At 60.7% G+C, this 14,923-nt stretch carries 14 protein-coding genes; 2 read left to right on the forward strand and 12 right to left on the reverse strand.

Annotated elements, in window-relative coordinates:
* Positions 1–37: 37 nt before the first annotated feature.
* Entirely contained in the window at positions 38–1,372 is a 1,335-nt protein-coding gene (locus QWI20_RS17085) for an ATP-binding protein (RefSeq protein WP_369306455.1), read from the reverse strand.
* Positions 1,369–2,052 (reverse strand): response regulator, encoded by a 684-nt coding sequence (locus QWI20_RS17090; RefSeq protein WP_369306456.1) that lies wholly within the window; start codon positions 2,050–2,052, stop codon positions 1,369–1,371. Before QWI20_RS17090 ends, QWI20_RS17085 begins: the two co-directional genes overlap by 4 nt.
* Positions 2,053–2,262: 210 nt before the next feature.
* On the opposite strand from QWI20_RS17090, the gene dsbG reads away from it, so the two are divergent.
* Positions 2,263–3,021, forward strand: coding sequence for a thiol:disulfide interchange protein DsbG (gene dsbG / locus QWI20_RS17095; protein WP_369306551.1), 759 nt, complete (start codon positions 2,263–2,265; stop codon positions 3,019–3,021).
* A gap of 140 nt (positions 3,022–3,161) precedes the next feature.
* On the forward strand, positions 3,162–3,725 hold the full coding sequence (locus QWI20_RS17100; protein WP_369306457.1) for a TetR/AcrR family transcriptional regulator: 564 nt from the start codon (positions 3,162–3,164) through the stop codon (positions 3,723–3,725).
* A gap of 59 nt (positions 3,726–3,784) precedes the next feature.
* Here the strand turns inward: QWI20_RS17100 and fabF are convergent, their stop codons facing one another.
* From fabF to rpsA, 10 genes are all read right to left on the reverse strand, one after another.
* A complete protein-coding gene (gene fabF, locus QWI20_RS17105; protein WP_369306458.1) occupies positions 3,785–5,059 on the reverse strand; it encodes a beta-ketoacyl-ACP synthase II in 1,275 nt (424 codons plus the stop codon).
* 40 nt (positions 5,060–5,099) lie between these two features.
* On the reverse strand, positions 5,100–5,903 hold the full coding sequence (locus tag QWI20_RS17110) for an SDR family NAD(P)-dependent oxidoreductase (protein ID WP_369306459.1): 804 nt from the start codon (positions 5,901–5,903) through the stop codon (positions 5,100–5,102).
* Between the two features lie 170 nt (positions 5,904–6,073).
* On the reverse strand, positions 6,074–6,418 hold the full coding sequence (locus tag QWI20_RS17115) for a ComEA family DNA-binding protein (RefSeq protein WP_369306460.1): 345 nt from the start codon (positions 6,416–6,418) through the stop codon (positions 6,074–6,076).
* Positions 6,419–6,616: 198 nt separating this feature from the next.
* A complete protein-coding gene (locus QWI20_RS17120) occupies positions 6,617–8,614 on the reverse strand; it encodes a polysaccharide biosynthesis protein (protein WP_369306552.1) in 1,998 nt (665 codons plus the stop codon).
* A 106-nt stretch (positions 8,615–8,720) separates the two neighbouring features.
* Positions 8,721–9,737 (reverse strand): glycosyltransferase family 4 protein, encoded by a 1,017-nt coding sequence (locus QWI20_RS17125; RefSeq protein ID WP_369306461.1) that lies wholly within the window; start codon positions 9,735–9,737, stop codon positions 8,721–8,723.
* Positions 9,734–10,702 (reverse strand): UDP-glucose 4-epimerase family protein, encoded by a 969-nt coding sequence (locus QWI20_RS17130; RefSeq protein ID WP_369306462.1) that lies wholly within the window; start codon positions 10,700–10,702, stop codon positions 9,734–9,736. Before QWI20_RS17130 ends, QWI20_RS17125 begins: the two co-directional genes overlap by 4 nt.
* A 123-nt stretch (positions 10,703–10,825) precedes the next feature.
* Complete coding sequence (locus QWI20_RS17135) at positions 10,826–12,199, reverse strand: phosphomannomutase (RefSeq protein ID WP_369306463.1); 1,374 nt, start codon at positions 12,197–12,199, stop codon at positions 10,826–10,828.
* A 196-nt stretch (positions 12,200–12,395) separates the two neighbouring features.
* Complete coding sequence (locus QWI20_RS17140) at positions 12,396–12,635, reverse strand: lipopolysaccharide assembly protein LapA domain-containing protein (RefSeq protein ID WP_369306464.1); 240 nt, start codon at positions 12,633–12,635, stop codon at positions 12,396–12,398.
* Between the two features lie 17 nt (positions 12,636–12,652).
* Positions 12,653–12,952 carry an integration host factor subunit beta gene (ihfB, locus tag QWI20_RS17145; RefSeq protein WP_037011901.1) on the reverse strand — a complete coding sequence of 100 codons (300 nt, stop codon included), beginning with the start codon at positions 12,950–12,952 and terminating at the stop codon, positions 12,653–12,655.
* 201 nt (positions 12,953–13,153) lie between these two features.
* Positions 13,154–14,845 carry a 30S ribosomal protein S1 gene (rpsA, locus tag QWI20_RS17150; protein ID WP_065992985.1) on the reverse strand — a complete coding sequence of 564 codons (1,692 nt, stop codon included), beginning with the start codon at positions 14,843–14,845 and terminating at the stop codon, positions 13,154–13,156.
* Positions 14,846–14,923: the final 78 nt, after the last annotated feature.

Raw genomic sequence — 14,923 nt, forward strand, 5'->3', positions numbered from 1 at the left:
TGCCAGGCTGACTGCACTTTCAGATCCTTCCCACAGCTCACTCGCCTGCGACATCCCGCCGCAACGGCATGCTCAGCTCCACCCGCAAACCGTCATGACGGCTGTCAAAGCGCAGCGAGCACGCGCAACGCTGAACAATGGCCTGAACAATCGCCAAGCCCAGCCCGGCGCCAGGGCTCTTGCCGTTGCGCCAGAAGCGTTGGGTGAGCTTGTCCAGGTCCGGCTCGGGAATGCCGGGGCCATGATCGCGAACGCGGAAATGCGCCTGCCCGTCGAAGGTTTCGACACTCAGTACCACCTTCGCATCGGCCTGGCTGTGGCGCAGCGCGTTGTCCAGCAGATTGCGCAACGCGGCGACCGCCAGTGCCGCCGGCATCTGCACGGCGGCGCGGGACAGCTGCGACGGCAGGATCAGTTCGATACGTTGTTCGTCGCCGTGACTGGCATCGTGAATGGCCAGCCGCGCGACCTGCTCGGCGTCGCACTGCACGCCGTCGTCAAACGACAGGCTGCCCTCGACCCGCGCCAACAGCAGCAGCTGTTCAAGGGTGCGGTGCATCCGGTCGGCGCCCTCCTCCGCATGGGCCAGCGCCGTGTCGCGCTTCTGGCCGTCGGTCATGCGCGCCACTTGCAGATGGGTCTTGATGGCCGTGAGCGGGCTGCGCAGTTCATGGGCAGCGTCGCCGGTCAGCCGCCGCTCGCGCTCCAGGGTCTGGGCGATGCGCTGAAACAGCTGATTCTGGCTGACCAGCAGCGGCTGCAACTCGGTGGGCAGGTTCGGCACGTCCAGCGGCTCGACCGAGTCGGCGCTGTGCCGATTCAAGGCGTCGCGCATGCGGTTGAGCGGCGCCAGCCCCCGGCCGATGCCGAACCAGACCAGCGCCAGACTGCCGAACAGCGCGACCAGCACCGGCACCGATGCGGCCAACAGCACCGAATGCCCCAGCACGTCGCGCTCGATCTGCCGGTCGGCGGTGGTCACCCGCACGTTGTCATGCATCATCGTGTACACGCGCCAGTGGTCGCCGTTGATCATCTGGTCATGAAAGCCGCTGGCGTCGGCCTTCAGCGGTTCACTCGGCGAGCTGTCGGTGCGCGCCAGCACCTGCCCGCGCAGGGAACTCAATTGACACGCCATGCCGTTGGGCAACGCCGGATCGTCCGCCCGCAACGCGCGGGTGTCGCTGCCGGTGGGCATCTGCATCTGTTCCAGCAGCCCGGCCACCATCCGCGCCGAGGCCTCCAGACGTTGATCGAGGGATTGCATCATCTGCGTGCGCAAGTCCCTCAGCATCCACGCTGCGGCCAGCACCCAGATCAGAATGAACGCCGAGCCCAGGATCAGACTCAGCCGCGTGCGCAGGCTCATCATGGCGTGGACTCCGAATCAAGGCCGGCCGGGCCGAGGCGATAGCCCAGACCGCGCACGGTTTCGATGATGCCGCCGCCCAGTTTGCGCCGCAGGTGATGGATGTGAACGTTGAGGGCGTTGCTCTCGACCTCGTCGCCGAAGCCGTACACGCAGTCCTTCAGCTGCTCGCCGGAAAGCACGCGGCCGCTGTTGTTCAGCAACGCTTGCAGCAAGGCCTGTTCACGGCGGGAGAGATCAACCGGCTGACCGGCCAGCCGAGTTTCCCGACTGCTCGGGTCGTAGCTGAGCACGCCGTGTTCGATCACGTTGACGCTGCGCCCGGCCATGCGTCGCACCAGGGTGTGCAGGCGCGCGCTGAGTTCACGCAGGTCAAAGGGCTTGAGCAGGTAATCGTCCGCCCCGGCCTGTAAGCCGTCGACGCGGTCGGTCACGGTGTCGCGAGCGGTGAGAATCAGCACCGGGATTTCGACCCCCTGCTGGCGCAACTGCCGCAACAGCTTCAGGCCATCTTCATCGGGCAAGCCGAGGTCGAGAATCATCACGTCGAAATGTGCGGCCGACAGCATCGCCCGCGCGGACGAGGCCGTGGCCACGCGATCCACCGTCAGGCCCTGGGCATCGAGGCCCGCGACGATGCCGCTGGCAATCAGGTCGTCGTCTTCACAAAGCAGTACGTGCATGGTCGGCCCCAAAAAAAAGGCGATTGAAGCGCAGAGGGATTAACGGCGGATTATGCACGAGCCGCCGCAGACACGACGCGCCCCGTAGGGTTAATCGACTGTTAATCGCCGCTGCTCAGCATCGGGCAACCGAGAACGCGCTGCACACACTCATCCCGCAGCATCAGCGGATGTCTGCCTCCTCTCTGCAAGGACCACCCCATGAACTTTATGCGCCCTGCGCTCATCGCCGCCGCCGTTTCGCTCAGCCTGTCAGGCGCGCTGGTTCACGCCGAAGATCTCCCTGCCCCGATCAAGGCGCTCGAAGCCAAGGGCGCAACCATCAAAGGCAGCTTCGACGCACCGGGCGGGCTGAAGGGTTATGCCGCCGAGTATCAGAATCAAGGCATGGCGCTGTACCTGACCCCTGACGGCACGCACGTGCTGGCCGGCAATCTGTTCAATGAAAAGGGCGAGGACCTGAGCACCGCGCCCCTGCAGAAGCTGGTCTATGGACCGATGGCCGAGGCGATGTGGAGTCGCATGGAAAACAGCACCTGGATCGCCGACGGCGCCAAAACCGCGCCGAAAGTCGTCTACCTGTTCAGCGACGCCAATTGCCCGTACTGCAACCTGTTCTGGGAGCAGGCGCGGCCTTGGGTGACGTCCGGCAAAGTGCAATTGCGTCACATCATGGTCGGCGTGATTCGCGAAGACAGCGCCGCCAAGGCCGCCAGCCTGCTGGCCGATGCGAACCCGGAAATGGCTCTGCAGAACCACGAACAGGCGGGCAAAGCCAGCACGCTCAAGGCCATGCAGAACATCCCCAAAGACATTCAGGCCAAACTCGACGCCAACATGAAACTGATGGAAGACATGGGCCTGTCCGCCACACCGTCGATCTTCTACAAGGACGAAGCTGGGCACCTGCAGCAGCAACAAGGCGCGCCCCGGCCTGAGGCACTGACGAAGATGATGGGTCCCAAATAGCCGCGGATTATTGAGGCGGTCTGGCGTGGGCCCTTCTGACCGGTGGCGACACGCGTGACAACGCGGGTACTGCACCGACGTGTCATCCGTGTAAAAATGTCGACCACCATTTCAAGAGCCACAGTCGGGAGGCTCGCTCCATGCGTTACGCCGAAGATCACAAAGCCCAGACCCACCAGCGCATCCTTCAGGAAGCCGCCGCACGCTTTCGCCGTGACGGCATCGGCGCCACCGGTTTGCAGCCGTTGATGAAGGCACTGGGCCTGACCCACGGTGGTTTTTATGCCCACTTCAAATCCAAGGACGACCTGGTCGAGAAATCCCTGCGCTGCGCTGTCGACCAGATGCAAGCCTCGCGCGCGGAGAAACTGGCCGAAGACAGCTCGACCCAGGCGTTCATCGACGCATACCTGTCGACGGCCCATCGCGATCACCCGGAAAAGGGTTGCCCGTTGCCGACCATGGCGTCGGAGCTGGGCCAACGCGGTCAACCGAGCGAGATTACTGACGAACTGATCAACCGCATGCTCGCCACCCTCGAAGCAGGAATGCCGGCCGACGGGCAAAGCAGCGACAAGAGCGTGATGCTCATGTCCGGTCTGGTGGGGGCGATGGTGCTGGCGCGCAGCGCAAAGGATCCGGCGCTGGCCGAGCGGATTCTGGAGACCACCCGCGATCAGCTCAAGCAACTGATCGAAGGCTGACGCTCACTTCCCTGCCCTTTCCGGGCAGTGAAGCGTCCCGCATATTGCAGCGATGCCTTTCAGGGATGCCAGCGACGAAACAGCACGCTGGCGTTCACGCCCCCGAAGCCAAAACCGTTGGACAGTGCGTACTCGATGTTCATCGGGCGCGCCTTGCCATGGACGATATCAATGCCTGCCGCCGCTTCATCAGGGTTCTCCAGATTAAGGGTCATCGGCGCGATCTGATCGCGGATCGCCAATGCCGTGAAGATCGCCTCGATACCGCCCGCCGCGCCGAGCAAGTGCCCGGTGGCTGATTTGGTCGACGTCACGACGACGCCATTCTGGTCGCCGAACACCGTTTTGATCGCGGCCATTTCACCCCTGTCGCCCACCGGAGTCGACGTGGCGTGGGCGTTGACGTGCTGAACATCGGAGGGCTGAATGCCGGCCTGGCGGATCGCTGCCTGCATCGCCCGGCGCGCGCCACTGCCATCCTCCGGACCCGCCGTCAGGTGATAAGCGTCCGCGCTGGTGCCGTAACCGACCAGTTCGACAATGGGCGTTGCCCCGCGGGCGAGTGCATGCTCCAGGGTTTCGATGACGATGATCCCTGCGCCTTCGCCCATGACGAAGCCGTCGCGGTCACGGTCGAAGGGCCTTGAAGCGCGCTCCGGTGTGTCATTGAAACCATTGGAAAGCGCCCGCGCGGCAGCGAAACCACCCAAGGCGACGCGATCGATACAGGCTTCGGCGCCACCGCAGATGGCCACGTCCGCTTCCCCATTGCGGATCAGCCGCGCGGCGTCGCCGATCGCCTGAACACCCGCCGCACACGCCGTCACCGGCGCGCCCAACGGGCCTTTGAAACCGTGCTGGATCGACACATGCCCGGCCGCCAGATTGACCAGAAACGAAGGAATGGTGAAAGGCGACAAACGCCGCGGCCCGCGGGTATCCGTGACGCGCACGGCCTCGGCGATGGCACCAAAACCACCTACGCCGGCGCCAATGATGGTCGCAGTACGCTCCCGCTCCTCCTCAGTCGATGGCGCCCAGCCCGCCTGCTTGACCGCCTGTTGCGCAGCGCCCAGCGCAAACAGGATGAAGCGGTCCATCTTCTTCTGCTCCTTGGGCGCCGCCGCGGCGTCAGCGTCGAACCCGGCTTCAGGGTCTTGCTCCAGGGTCGGCACCGGGCCGCCGACTTTGCCTGCCAGGTCAGCCACCGTCTCCTCAGGCAACTGCACAATGCCGGAGCGGCCTTCAAGCAATCGCTTCCATACCGCTTCGACGCCGGAGCCCAATGGCGTTACCAGCCCCATACCTGTCACTACGATGCGACGCTCGCTCATGGGTTCACCTTTTCCTCATTTTTGGCAGTCGCCGGCACCGTTAAGCGCCAGCCGTTTTGTAACGTTGCGCCGCGTGCTGCAGCGACAGATTAGGCCCCAGCGCCAAGCGCGCCTGGGTGAAGGCCTGCCAGTCAGCGGCATCCGGCAACGATGGAATGGTGATCAGCTCTTTCTGATCGAATCCGGCCAGCGAAGCATCGACCATCTCGTTGACGTCCATGACCATTTCCGGCGGGAAGGCGTTGATGTCCAGACCTGCGCGCTCCCAGATTTCAGTGCGGGTCGCGCCGGGCAGCACGGCCTGAACCTGCACACCCTTTTCGCTCATCTCGGCGGCGAGCGACTGGGTCAGGCTCAACACATAGGCCTTGCTGGCGGCATACACCGCGTTGAAGCGCTCCGGCAGCAGTGGGACCACGGACGCGATATTGACGATCGCCCCGGTACCGCGCGCCGCAAAACCGGCCGCTGCGGCGGACGCCAGATGGGTCAGCGCCACGATGTTGAGTTGAATCAGACGGTCCACTTCGCCCAGATCCGATTCGGCGAGTGGCGTGCTCAGCGCAACCCCGGCGTTGTTCACCAGCAGCGTGATGGATGCGTCCGAGCGCAGACGCTGCTCGAGGACGCTGACATCGGCGGGCTGGGTCAAGTCGGCTTTCATCACCTCGACATTGATCGAATGTTTCGCGCGCAGATCCGTCGCCAGTGCTTCCAGTCGCGACTGGTCACGGGCCACCAGCAGCAGATCAAACCCGCGCTGCGCCAGGCGGTCCGCATAGGTGAAGCCAATGCCCGACGACGCGCCGGTGATGACAGCTTTGCCTTGAGTCTGGGTAGTCATGAACGTTCTCCGTGGGAAAGTGAGCGTAGCTGCGGAGGGATATTACGCCCGTAATTTAAAAAATAATATGTCGGTCGACATTTTTCTATGTGGGTGGGTAAACGGTGCGCCTGGAGTCATGACGGGCATAAAAAAGGCCGATCAAAGATCGGCCTTGAGCTCATGGGGTTTCAGTCAATTGCCAGCTTGTCGCGGTTCTTGTCCAGCAGCGCCTTGCCGATGCCCTTCACTTCGATCAACTCATCCACGGCCGTGAATCCGCCGTGTTCTTCGCGGTAAGCAACGATGGCGTTGGCTTTGGCCGCGCCAATGCCGGACAGCTCTTTCTGAAGGGTTTCCGCACTCGCGGCGTTGAGATTGACCTTTGAGCCTTGCACGCCCGCTGGCGCGGAAATGGCAGGTTGGGTGGCGTCTGCCGGGGTGACGGCAGGGGTGGCAGAAGGCGCGGCAGTCACAGCGAGAGACGTACCCGCCAACAGCGCGAAGATCAGAGAGGACAGATAAGAAGTACGCATGAGTCATGCTCCATGGGCATCGTAAGTGGAAGCAGCATTCCTGAGCTGCTTCCCAAACCTAGCCGATGGCGGCAGACCGTCAACGCAGGGATCGGTGACCGGATATGTACCGACTCGCAGGCCCCGTACAGCCGGGCCTCGCGCTCGTTTCAGTGCCCAATGTCGCTGCGTAAGAAAAGGTTTCCGGAACGCGAGCGTCTACGGTTCCCGGCGACGCTGCTGGTGAATCCAGTCGACGATATCGCCCTCTGGCGCATAACCGCTGACCGTATCGCCGAGGATCTGCCGAACGCGGGTGTAATCGTCGTCGTCCAGTGCCTTGAGCAGCTGCGAGAGACTCTGCTTGAAGACGTCCCACGACAGAAAGTCTTCCTGCGCGCTCATGATCATCGGGTGGCGAGTCGCCGCCACGTTGTTGCCGATCAACAGTTCCTCATAGAGCTTCTCGCCAGGCCGCAGCCCGGTGAACTCAATGGCAATGTCGCCCTGGGGATTGTGCTCCGAGCGGATGCTCAGGCCCGACAGGTGCACCATCTTCTCGGCCAGCTCGATGATGCGCACCGGCTCGCCCATGTCGAGCACGAAGACATCGCCGCCCTGCCCCATGGAACCGGCCTGGATCACCAATTGCGCCGCTTCCGGGATGGTCATGAAGTAGCGGGTGATTTTCGGGTGGGTGACCGTCAGCGGGCCACCGGATTTGATCTGCTGATGGAACAGCGGAATCACCGAACCGGATGAACCCAGTACGTTGCCGAATCGCACCATGATGAATCGCGTCTTGTTGACCTGATGCACATTGGAGCGGTCGCCGAACATCACCGGCGCGGTCTCCCGGCTCAGTGCCTGCAACGTAAGCTCGGCCAGGCGCTTGGTGCTGCCCATCACATTGGTCGGGCGCACGGCCTTGTCGGTGGAAATCAACACGAAGTTGGCCACGCCCGCCTGCAGCGCCGCTTGGGCCGCGTTGAGCGTACCGACCACGTTGTTGAGCACGCCTTCGGCGATGTTGTGCTCGACCATCGGCACATGCTTGTAGGCCGCCGCGTGGTACACGGTGTTGACCTGCCAGGTCTTCATCACGTCCAGAAGCTTGGCGTGATTGCGGATGGAGCCCAGGATCGGCAGCAGTTTGACCTTGAGCGACTCTCGGGCCACCCGCCGCTCCAGCTCGGTCAGAATCGTGTACAGGTTGAATTCGCTGTGATCGAGCAGTAACAGCGTGGTCGGCTTCAGCAGCAGGATCTGCCGGCACAGCTCCGAGCCGATCGAGCCCCCTGCCCCGGTTACCAGTACGCACTGGTTCTTGATGCAGTGTTCGAGGAGTTCCTCTTGCGCAGGCACGGCGTCGCGCCCGAGCAGGTCGGCGATGTCGACTTCCTGAAGATCGTCAACCTTCACTCGGCCAGCCGCCAGATCAGAGAAATTCGGCACGCTGCGAACATGAAGCGGGAAGCCTTCCAGGAAGCCAAGGATTTCCCGCCGACGGGCTCGGGCCGACGACGGAATCGCCAGCAGGATTTCCTGGGCGCCGGTGACGTCGATCATCTGCTGAATATGCTTGGGCTTGTAGACCAGCAGTCCGGAAATGACCCGGTTGGAAATCGAATCGTCATCATCGATGAACGCCACCGGCCGCATCGACCGGCCCATGCGCAGTGCAGCGACCAATTGGTTACCTGCCGCGCCGGCACCGTAGATGGCGACTTTTGGCAGGCCATCGTCGCGGGTGGCAAAGGGCACATGGCGAGCGGCGGAAAACCAGTCGCCGAGAAAATACTGACGCATTGCCAGGCGCAGGCCACCGATCATGACCATGCTCAGCCACCAGTAATTGAACATCACCGATCGCGGCACCACGTGCTGGTGGTTGCTGTAGAGATAGACCACGACCCCGAGAATCAGAGCCGAGAGGCTGACGGCTTTGATAATGGCAATCAGGGCGTCGTTGCCGAAATAGCGCATCACCGCGCGGTACATGCCGAAACGAATGAACAACGGGATCGCCACAACGGGCGCGCTTGCGAACAGCCAGGTATGGATTTCCAGGGGGTTGATGAGTTCATCAATGCCCAGGCGGACGACAAACGCCATCCACAACGCGAACCAGATCAGACAGACGTCTGCGGCGACCTGCATGATCCGCTTGTGCCGGCGAGGCAGCGCCAGCAGCGAAGTGCGTATTTTTCCCATCATCCCCTCAAGCACGCGTTCAAACTCCTTTCAGTCGACCCCTGCACCGGCCATTGATTCCTGCCCCACAGGGGAATCGGATCAACAGCATCAGCGCCAATGTCCACGCTCAGCCCTTTTCAAGCGCCCCTGCCTTGAAGATGACTGCCAGGGCGAGCAGTGGAGTGTAAGCAATGATCACGCCGAGTGCGCCGTCCAGCCCGAAACGGGCGACACACACAGCGACCGGCAACAGCCAGCACAGATTGATTACACCGACTGCGGACGTCACTGGAAGGTGCTTGCCAAACCGCCGCGAGGCAAATTGATAAGCGTGACTTCTGTGCGCCTCATAGACCTTGTCGCCCCGAACGAGCCGACGGATGAGGGTTACTGTAGCGTCTACGATGAAAACCCCGAGGAGAATAAGCCATACCCACAAGAACTGCGAGGAAATCCACGCGCCCTGGAGTGACAGACAACCGAGCATGATGCCGAGGAATCCGCTGCCGGCGTCACCCATGAAGATCTTCGCCGGAGGGAAATTCCAGAACAGAAAGCCCGCCACGGCGCACGCCAACAGGATCGGCAGCCACACCAGGGTGGCAACACCGCTCAGGGCGTAGATGATCGCCGCGCCAACGCAGACACAGATTGCCTCTACGCTGGCAAGGCCGTCGATGCCGTCCATGAAGTTATACAGATTGAGCAGCCACACCAGGTAGAACGCCGTCAGCACGTTAACGATCAAGCCCGGATCGAGCGTCACGCCGAACACGCTGATTGCCGGAAGGCCGCCTAACCAGAACAACGCCCACGCCGCGGCGAAGAAATGCCCCAGCAAGCGCCATCGCGCGGCGATGTGGCCGTGATCGTCGAGAAACCCCAGCGCTGCGATCAACGCGCCCGCGCCGAACAGGGCCAGGAACAGCTCGCGGCCCATCAGTCCCGCCCATAGCAACCAGACCAGCGCGACCAGATAACTGATGACAATCGCCACACCGCCGCCCCGTGGCGTCGGAAGGGTGTGAGAGCTTCTACCGTTCGGGATATCAAGCAAGCTTTTGTGCAGCGCATAGCGTCGCAATACATGCGTCAGCGCAAACGCAAACACGACAACCGCAACTGCGACCCACCAATAATTCATGCTCGATCCGTCACCAGAAAATGCTCGACGGTCTTCTTGAGGCCGTCCTCTGCCAACACCGGCGGCTGCCACTGCAACCGTTCGCGGGTTTTGCTGATGTCCACCCGCAGCGAACCCAGCACACGCTCGGCCGCCGATTTACGCCCCAACAGTGTGGCGCCGAGCATGATAAGGGATTCGGGTACGGGAATGAGCCAACCGGATGCCCTCATCTGCGCCTTGAGGCGGCTGGCCAGTTCGGTCGTGGAGAGGTCCTGGTCATCGCTGACCAGAAAGACCTGGTTCGCGGCGGCAGGATGATCGATGCAGACGCGGATCAGGTCGGTCAGGTTATCCAGCGAGACCAGGCTGCGCGCATTGTTCACCGCACCCAGTGGCAGCGGCACGCCCTTGCGCAGCGTGCGCATCAGTTGCAGGAAGTTGGCTTTGACGCCGGGGCCGTAAACCAGCACCGGGCGGATGATGACGACTTCCATCGCGCAGGTTTTGGCCAGCGCCAGAAGGCCTTGTTCCGCTTCGTGCTTGGAGATGGCGTAGGGATCGCTTGGATTGGGCGCGTCGTCCGGACGAAAGCATTCGCCCCGCGCGGTGGACTCGCCGTTGACCTTGATTGTGCTGATAAAGATGAAACGCCGGACGCCTGCTGCGGCGGCCTGCTCAGCCAGATTCAGTGTCCCGAGGGTGTTGACCTCCCGGTACAGCGAAAGCGGCTCGGCCGCGGTGTCGTGCATGACATGCACCCGCGCTGCGGCGTGAATGACCGTGTCGACGTCGTGCAGAACGGCTTGCCATGGGGTGTCGGCGTTCAGGCCGGCAACGGTGGCCGTCGTCACGTTTGGAGAAGAGTTGGGCGTTGCCCGTCTGCGGACCGCGACAATGTGTGCGTCGGGCAGGTGTGCAAGGTGGTCAACCAGCGCTGTTCCCAAAAATCCCGAACTGCCTGTTACCAGGATTTTTCTGGTCATATCCGATCCATGCACATAAGAATTCGCCGTCCATCATGACGGCCGCTGCGAAACAGCGGCGCCATTGTAGACGATTGGCCCGCCGCCCTGCCATTCAGTCGGCAGGACCGCGCGCCAAGTGCATCACTTGCCGTTGATCAGCGCTTCGATCTCTTTGACCTTGGCTTCAACGAGCGCTGGGTCACGACGGCTCTCGACGTTCAGACGCAGCAACGGCTCGGTGTTGGAGCCGCGCAGGTTGAAGCGCCATTCGGCGAACTCGAGGCTGATGCCGTCGGTTCTGTCGATGTTCGAGCAGGACGGCGTGTAGTGTTCCAGGATCTTGGCGATGATGGATTTGACGTCTTCGACCTTGTAGTTGATTTCGCCGCTGCATGGGTAGGCCGCCATGCGCTCATCAACCAGTTGCGAGAACTTCTTGCCGGACACCGACATCAGCGCGGCGACCAGCAGCCACGGGATCATGCCACTGTCGCAGTAGGCAAAATCGCGGAAGTAGTGGTGAGCACTCATTTCGCCGCCATACACGGCGTCTTCCAGGCGCATGCGCTCCTTGATGAACGCGTGACCGGTTTTGCACAGCACCGGCGTACCGCCCGCCTGCTTGACCTGATCAATGGTGTTCCAGGTCAGGCGTGGGTCATGAATGATTTTCGAGCCCGGGTGTTGCTTGAGCAGCATTTCGGCCAGCAGGCCCACCAGGTAGTAGCCCTCGACGAAACGGCCCTGCTCGTCAAAGAAGAAGCAGCGGTCGAAATCGCCGTCCCACGCCAGGCCCAGATCGCAGCCGTGCTTGAGCAGCGCGTCGCGGGTGATGCTGCGGTTTTCCGGCAGCAGCGGGTTAGGCACGCCGTTGGGGAAGTTGCCATCCGGTTCAGCGTTGATGATTACCCACTCGAACGGCAGCTGGGAGCGGATCGCGTCCAGTGCAGGACCGACCGCGCCATTGCCCGGGTCCGCAAGGATCTTCAGTGGACGAAGATCGGCGTCTTTGACGTAGGTCAGCAAGTGTTCGATGTAGGCGGTCTTGTCCGGCTTGGACTGAACGCTACCGTGCTGAGCGGCAACCTGACCGAAATCGCCCGCATCGACGCGCTGGCGAATGGCATCAAGCCCGGTATCACCGCTGATGGGACGGGACGATTTCTGGACCAGCTTCATGCCGTTATAACCCTTCGGGTTATGACTGGCCGTGACCATCACGCCGCCGTCTGCTTCGTAGTGGCTGGTGGCGAAGTAGACTTCTTCGGTGCCGCACAGGCCGATGTCGATGACATCCGCGCCGGCTTCCTGAATGCCTTTGATCAACGCTTGAGCCAGGGCCGGGCTTTCAAGACGCATGTCTCGGCCCACTACGATATTTTTGGCACCCAGTTCGACAACCATGGACCGCCCTATGCGGTATGCGATGTCATCGTCCAGGTCATTGGGCACTTGGCCACGGATGTCGTAGGCCTTGAAGCAGCGAGTCTGAAGAGCGGGATAGTCGGAATTCATGTGTAAAAACCTATGCGACGAAAAAACCCGAAGGTTCCTCTGTTCAGTAGAAGCAGCTCGAATGACGAACTGCACGCAACCCTCGCGCCTGAAAGCTTGAGGCGTGGGTTAGGCATTGAAAAAGGAGATTAGTTATAGGTGCGCTTGTAATTATCTTCAACGCAAGCGTCGAGGTGTCTGGCGCGCGGGGATTCTATCAGGGTAGACGTGACGCCTTGGGTTTCCTGCGCAGACGCGCGACTGAAACCAGCAGGGGGCCAATCAACATGCCCACCAACAATGCAAAGATCACCGGCACGGCGACCGGCAGCTCGGGTGCATTCCAGCCAAAGAACATCAGGGCGACGTTCTGCTGGTTTTCCAGCACAAATACCACAATCACCGCTGCGATCAACAGGGCGATAGCCAGAAAGATCAGACGCTTCACATTTCGCATGAGAACTCCTCAAAGAGCTATTGGAGCTCATGCTCCTCTTCTTCGTTCACCCGGTCGCGGAGCTCTTTGCCTGGTTTGAAGTGAGGAACGAACTTGCCGTCGAGGCTGACAGACTGACCTGTCTTAGGATTACGGCCTACGCGAGGCGCGCGATAGTGGAGGGAGAAGCTGCCGAAGCCGCGTATTTCAATACGGTCGCCTGTCGCCAGGCACTGCGACATCTGCTCGAGCATGGTCTTGATGGCCAACTCCACATCTTTGGATGAGAGCAGTCCTTGATGGGTGACAATTCGTTCGATCAACTCCGACTTCGTCATATTTTTCCCTTCTTTTTCAAGCAGCTAGGTAAAGCGCTTTGAAGGTTTTAGCATGACCAGAAGGATTTGAACAGAGTATGTCCAGACTTAAATGAGTGGAGGTTGAAGATCCTCAACAGGCATTGGCCGAACACAGCTCAAAAACACTCGCCCACAAAAAAGGGCGACCGAAGTCGCCCTTTTTCAATGGTCAGACAGAACTCAGTTCTGCTTTTCCATTTGAGCACGCAGCAGGTCACCCAGAGTGGTAGGACCAGTGCTTTCAGCGGTTTCAGGCTTGCTACGCAGGCTCTGAATCGCTTCTTTCTCGTCTTCAACGTCTTTCGACTTGATGGACAAGCTGATCACGCGGCTCTTGCGGTCAACGCTGATGATCTTGGCTTCGATCTCTTCGCCTTCTTTCAGAACGTTACGCGCGTCTTCAACGCGGTCACGGCTGATTTCGGAGGCTTTGAGGGTCGCTTCGATGTCGTCGGCCAGAGTGATGATGGCGCCTTTGGCGTCAACTTCTTTAACGATACCGCGGACGATAGCGCCTTTGTCATTGACAGTGACGTACTCGGAGAACGGATCGCTTTCCAGCTGCTTGATACCCAGCGAGATGCGCTCACGCTCTGGATCAACCGACAGGATCACGGTGTCAAGCTCGTCGCCCTTCTTGAAACGGCGAACGGCTTCTTCGCCCACTTCGTTCCAGGAAATGTCGGACAGGTGAACCAGGCCGTCGATGCCGCCGTCCAGACCAATGAAGATACCGAAATCGGTGATCGACTTGATGGTGCCGGAGATCTTGTCGCCCTTGTTGAACTGCCCAGAGAAATCTTCCCACGGGTTAGATTTGCACTGCTTGATGCCGAGGGAGATACGACGACGCTCTTCGTCGATGTCCAGAACCATGACTTCCACTTCGTCGCCAACCTGAACGACTTTAGACGGGTGGATGTTCTTGTTGGTCCAGTCCATTTCGGAAACGTGTACCAGGCCTTCCACGCCTTCTTCCAGCTCTGCGAAGCAGCCGTAGTCGGTCAGGTTGGTAACACGCGCGGTAACGCGAGTGCCTTCCGGGTAACGAGCCTTGATAGCAACCCATGGATCTTCACCCAGTTGCTTCAGACCCAGGGAAACACGATTGCGCTCGCGATCGTATTTCAGGACCTTTACATCGATCTCATCGCCAACGTTGACGATTTCCGATGGATGCTTGATGCGCTTCCAGGCCATGTCGGTGATGTGCAGCAGGCCATCGACGCCACCCAGATCGACGAATGCGCCGTAATCGGTGAGGTTCTTGACGATACCCTTGACCTGTTGGCCTTCCTGCAGCGATTCCAGCAGAGCTTCGCGCTCGGCGCTGTTTTCGGCTTCCAGGACACTGCGACGGGAAACGACAACGTTGTTGCGCTTCTGGTCCAGCTTGATGACCTTGAATTCCAGCTCTTTGCCTTCCAGGTGCGTGGTGTCGCGCACCGGACGGACGTCAACCAGAGAACCTGGCAGGAACGCACGGATGCCGTTAACGTCGACTGTGAAGCCGCCTTTAACCTTACCGTTGATAACGCCCTTGACCACTTCCTCAGCTGCGAAAGCCGCTTCCAGAACGATCCAGCACTCCGCACGCTTGGCTTTTTCGCGGGACAGCTTGGTTTCGCCAAAGCCGTCTTCGACCGCGTCCAGCGCAACGTGCACTTCATCGCCAATCTTGATGGTCAGCTCGCCAGCGTCGTTGTGGAACTGCTCCAGCGGGATGAGGCCTTCAGACTTCAGACCAGCGTGAACGGTGACCCAACCAGCCTGGTAATCGATATCGACGATGATCGCGGTGATGATCGAACCGGCCTGAAGGTTAAGAGTCTTTAGGCTTTCTTCGAAAAGTTCAGCAAAGCTTTCGCTCATTTTAATTCCTGTTGATAAGGGCGAAGAATACGCCCATCTGCCACGCTCCAGACAACGTGGGTTTCGTTCATATGAAAG

The sequence above is a fragment of the Pseudomonas sp. W2-17 genome, assembly GCF_041060445.1.
GTDB lineage: Bacteria > Pseudomonadota > Gammaproteobacteria > Pseudomonadales > Pseudomonadaceae > Aquipseudomonas.

Excerpts from the sequence above, each read along its gene's own strand:
- QWI20_RS17140 (WP_369306464.1), bottom strand. The coding sequence starts at position 12,635 with ATGCGAAATGTGAAGCGTCTGATCTTTCTGGCTATCGCCCTGTTGATC.
- QWI20_RS17085 (WP_369306455.1), bottom strand. The coding sequence starts at position 1,372 with ATGATGAGCCTGCGCACGCGGCTGAGTCTGATCCTGGGCTCGGCGTTC.
- ihfB (WP_037011901.1), bottom strand. The coding sequence starts at position 12,952 with ATGACGAAGTCGGAGTTGATCGAACGAATTGTCACCCATCAAGGACTG.
- rpsA (WP_065992985.1), bottom strand. The coding sequence starts at position 14,845 with ATGAGCGAAAGCTTTGCTGAACTTTTCGAAGAAAGCCTAAAGACTCTT.
- QWI20_RS17090 (WP_369306456.1), bottom strand. The coding sequence starts at position 2,052 with ATGCACGTACTGCTTTGTGAAGACGACGACCTGATTGCCAGCGGCATC.
- QWI20_RS17100 (WP_369306457.1), top strand. The coding sequence starts at position 3,162 with ATGCGTTACGCCGAAGATCACAAAGCCCAGACCCACCAGCGCATCCTT.
- fabF (WP_369306458.1), bottom strand. The coding sequence starts at position 5,059 with ATGAGCGAGCGTCGCATCGTAGTGACAGGTATGGGGCTGGTAACGCCA.
- QWI20_RS17125 (WP_369306461.1), bottom strand. The coding sequence starts at position 9,737 with ATGAATTATTGGTGGGTCGCAGTTGCGGTTGTCGTGTTTGCGTTTGCG.
- QWI20_RS17115 (WP_369306460.1), bottom strand. The coding sequence starts at position 6,418 with ATGCGTACTTCTTATCTGTCCTCTCTGATCTTCGCGCTGTTGGCGGGT.
- QWI20_RS17110 (WP_369306459.1), bottom strand. The coding sequence starts at position 5,903 with ATGACTACCCAGACTCAAGGCAAAGCTGTCATCACCGGCGCGTCGTCG.
- dsbG (WP_369306551.1), top strand. The coding sequence starts at position 2,263 with ATGCGCCCTGCGCTCATCGCCGCCGCCGTTTCGCTCAGCCTGTCAGGC.
- QWI20_RS17135 (WP_369306463.1), bottom strand. The coding sequence starts at position 12,199 with ATGAATTCCGACTATCCCGCTCTTCAGACTCGCTGCTTCAAGGCCTAC.
- QWI20_RS17120 (WP_369306552.1), bottom strand. The coding sequence starts at position 8,614 with ATGATGGGAAAAATACGCACTTCGCTGCTGGCGCTGCCTCGCCGGCAC.
- QWI20_RS17130 (WP_369306462.1), bottom strand. The coding sequence starts at position 10,702 with ATGACCAGAAAAATCCTGGTAACAGGCAGTTCGGGATTTTTGGGAACA.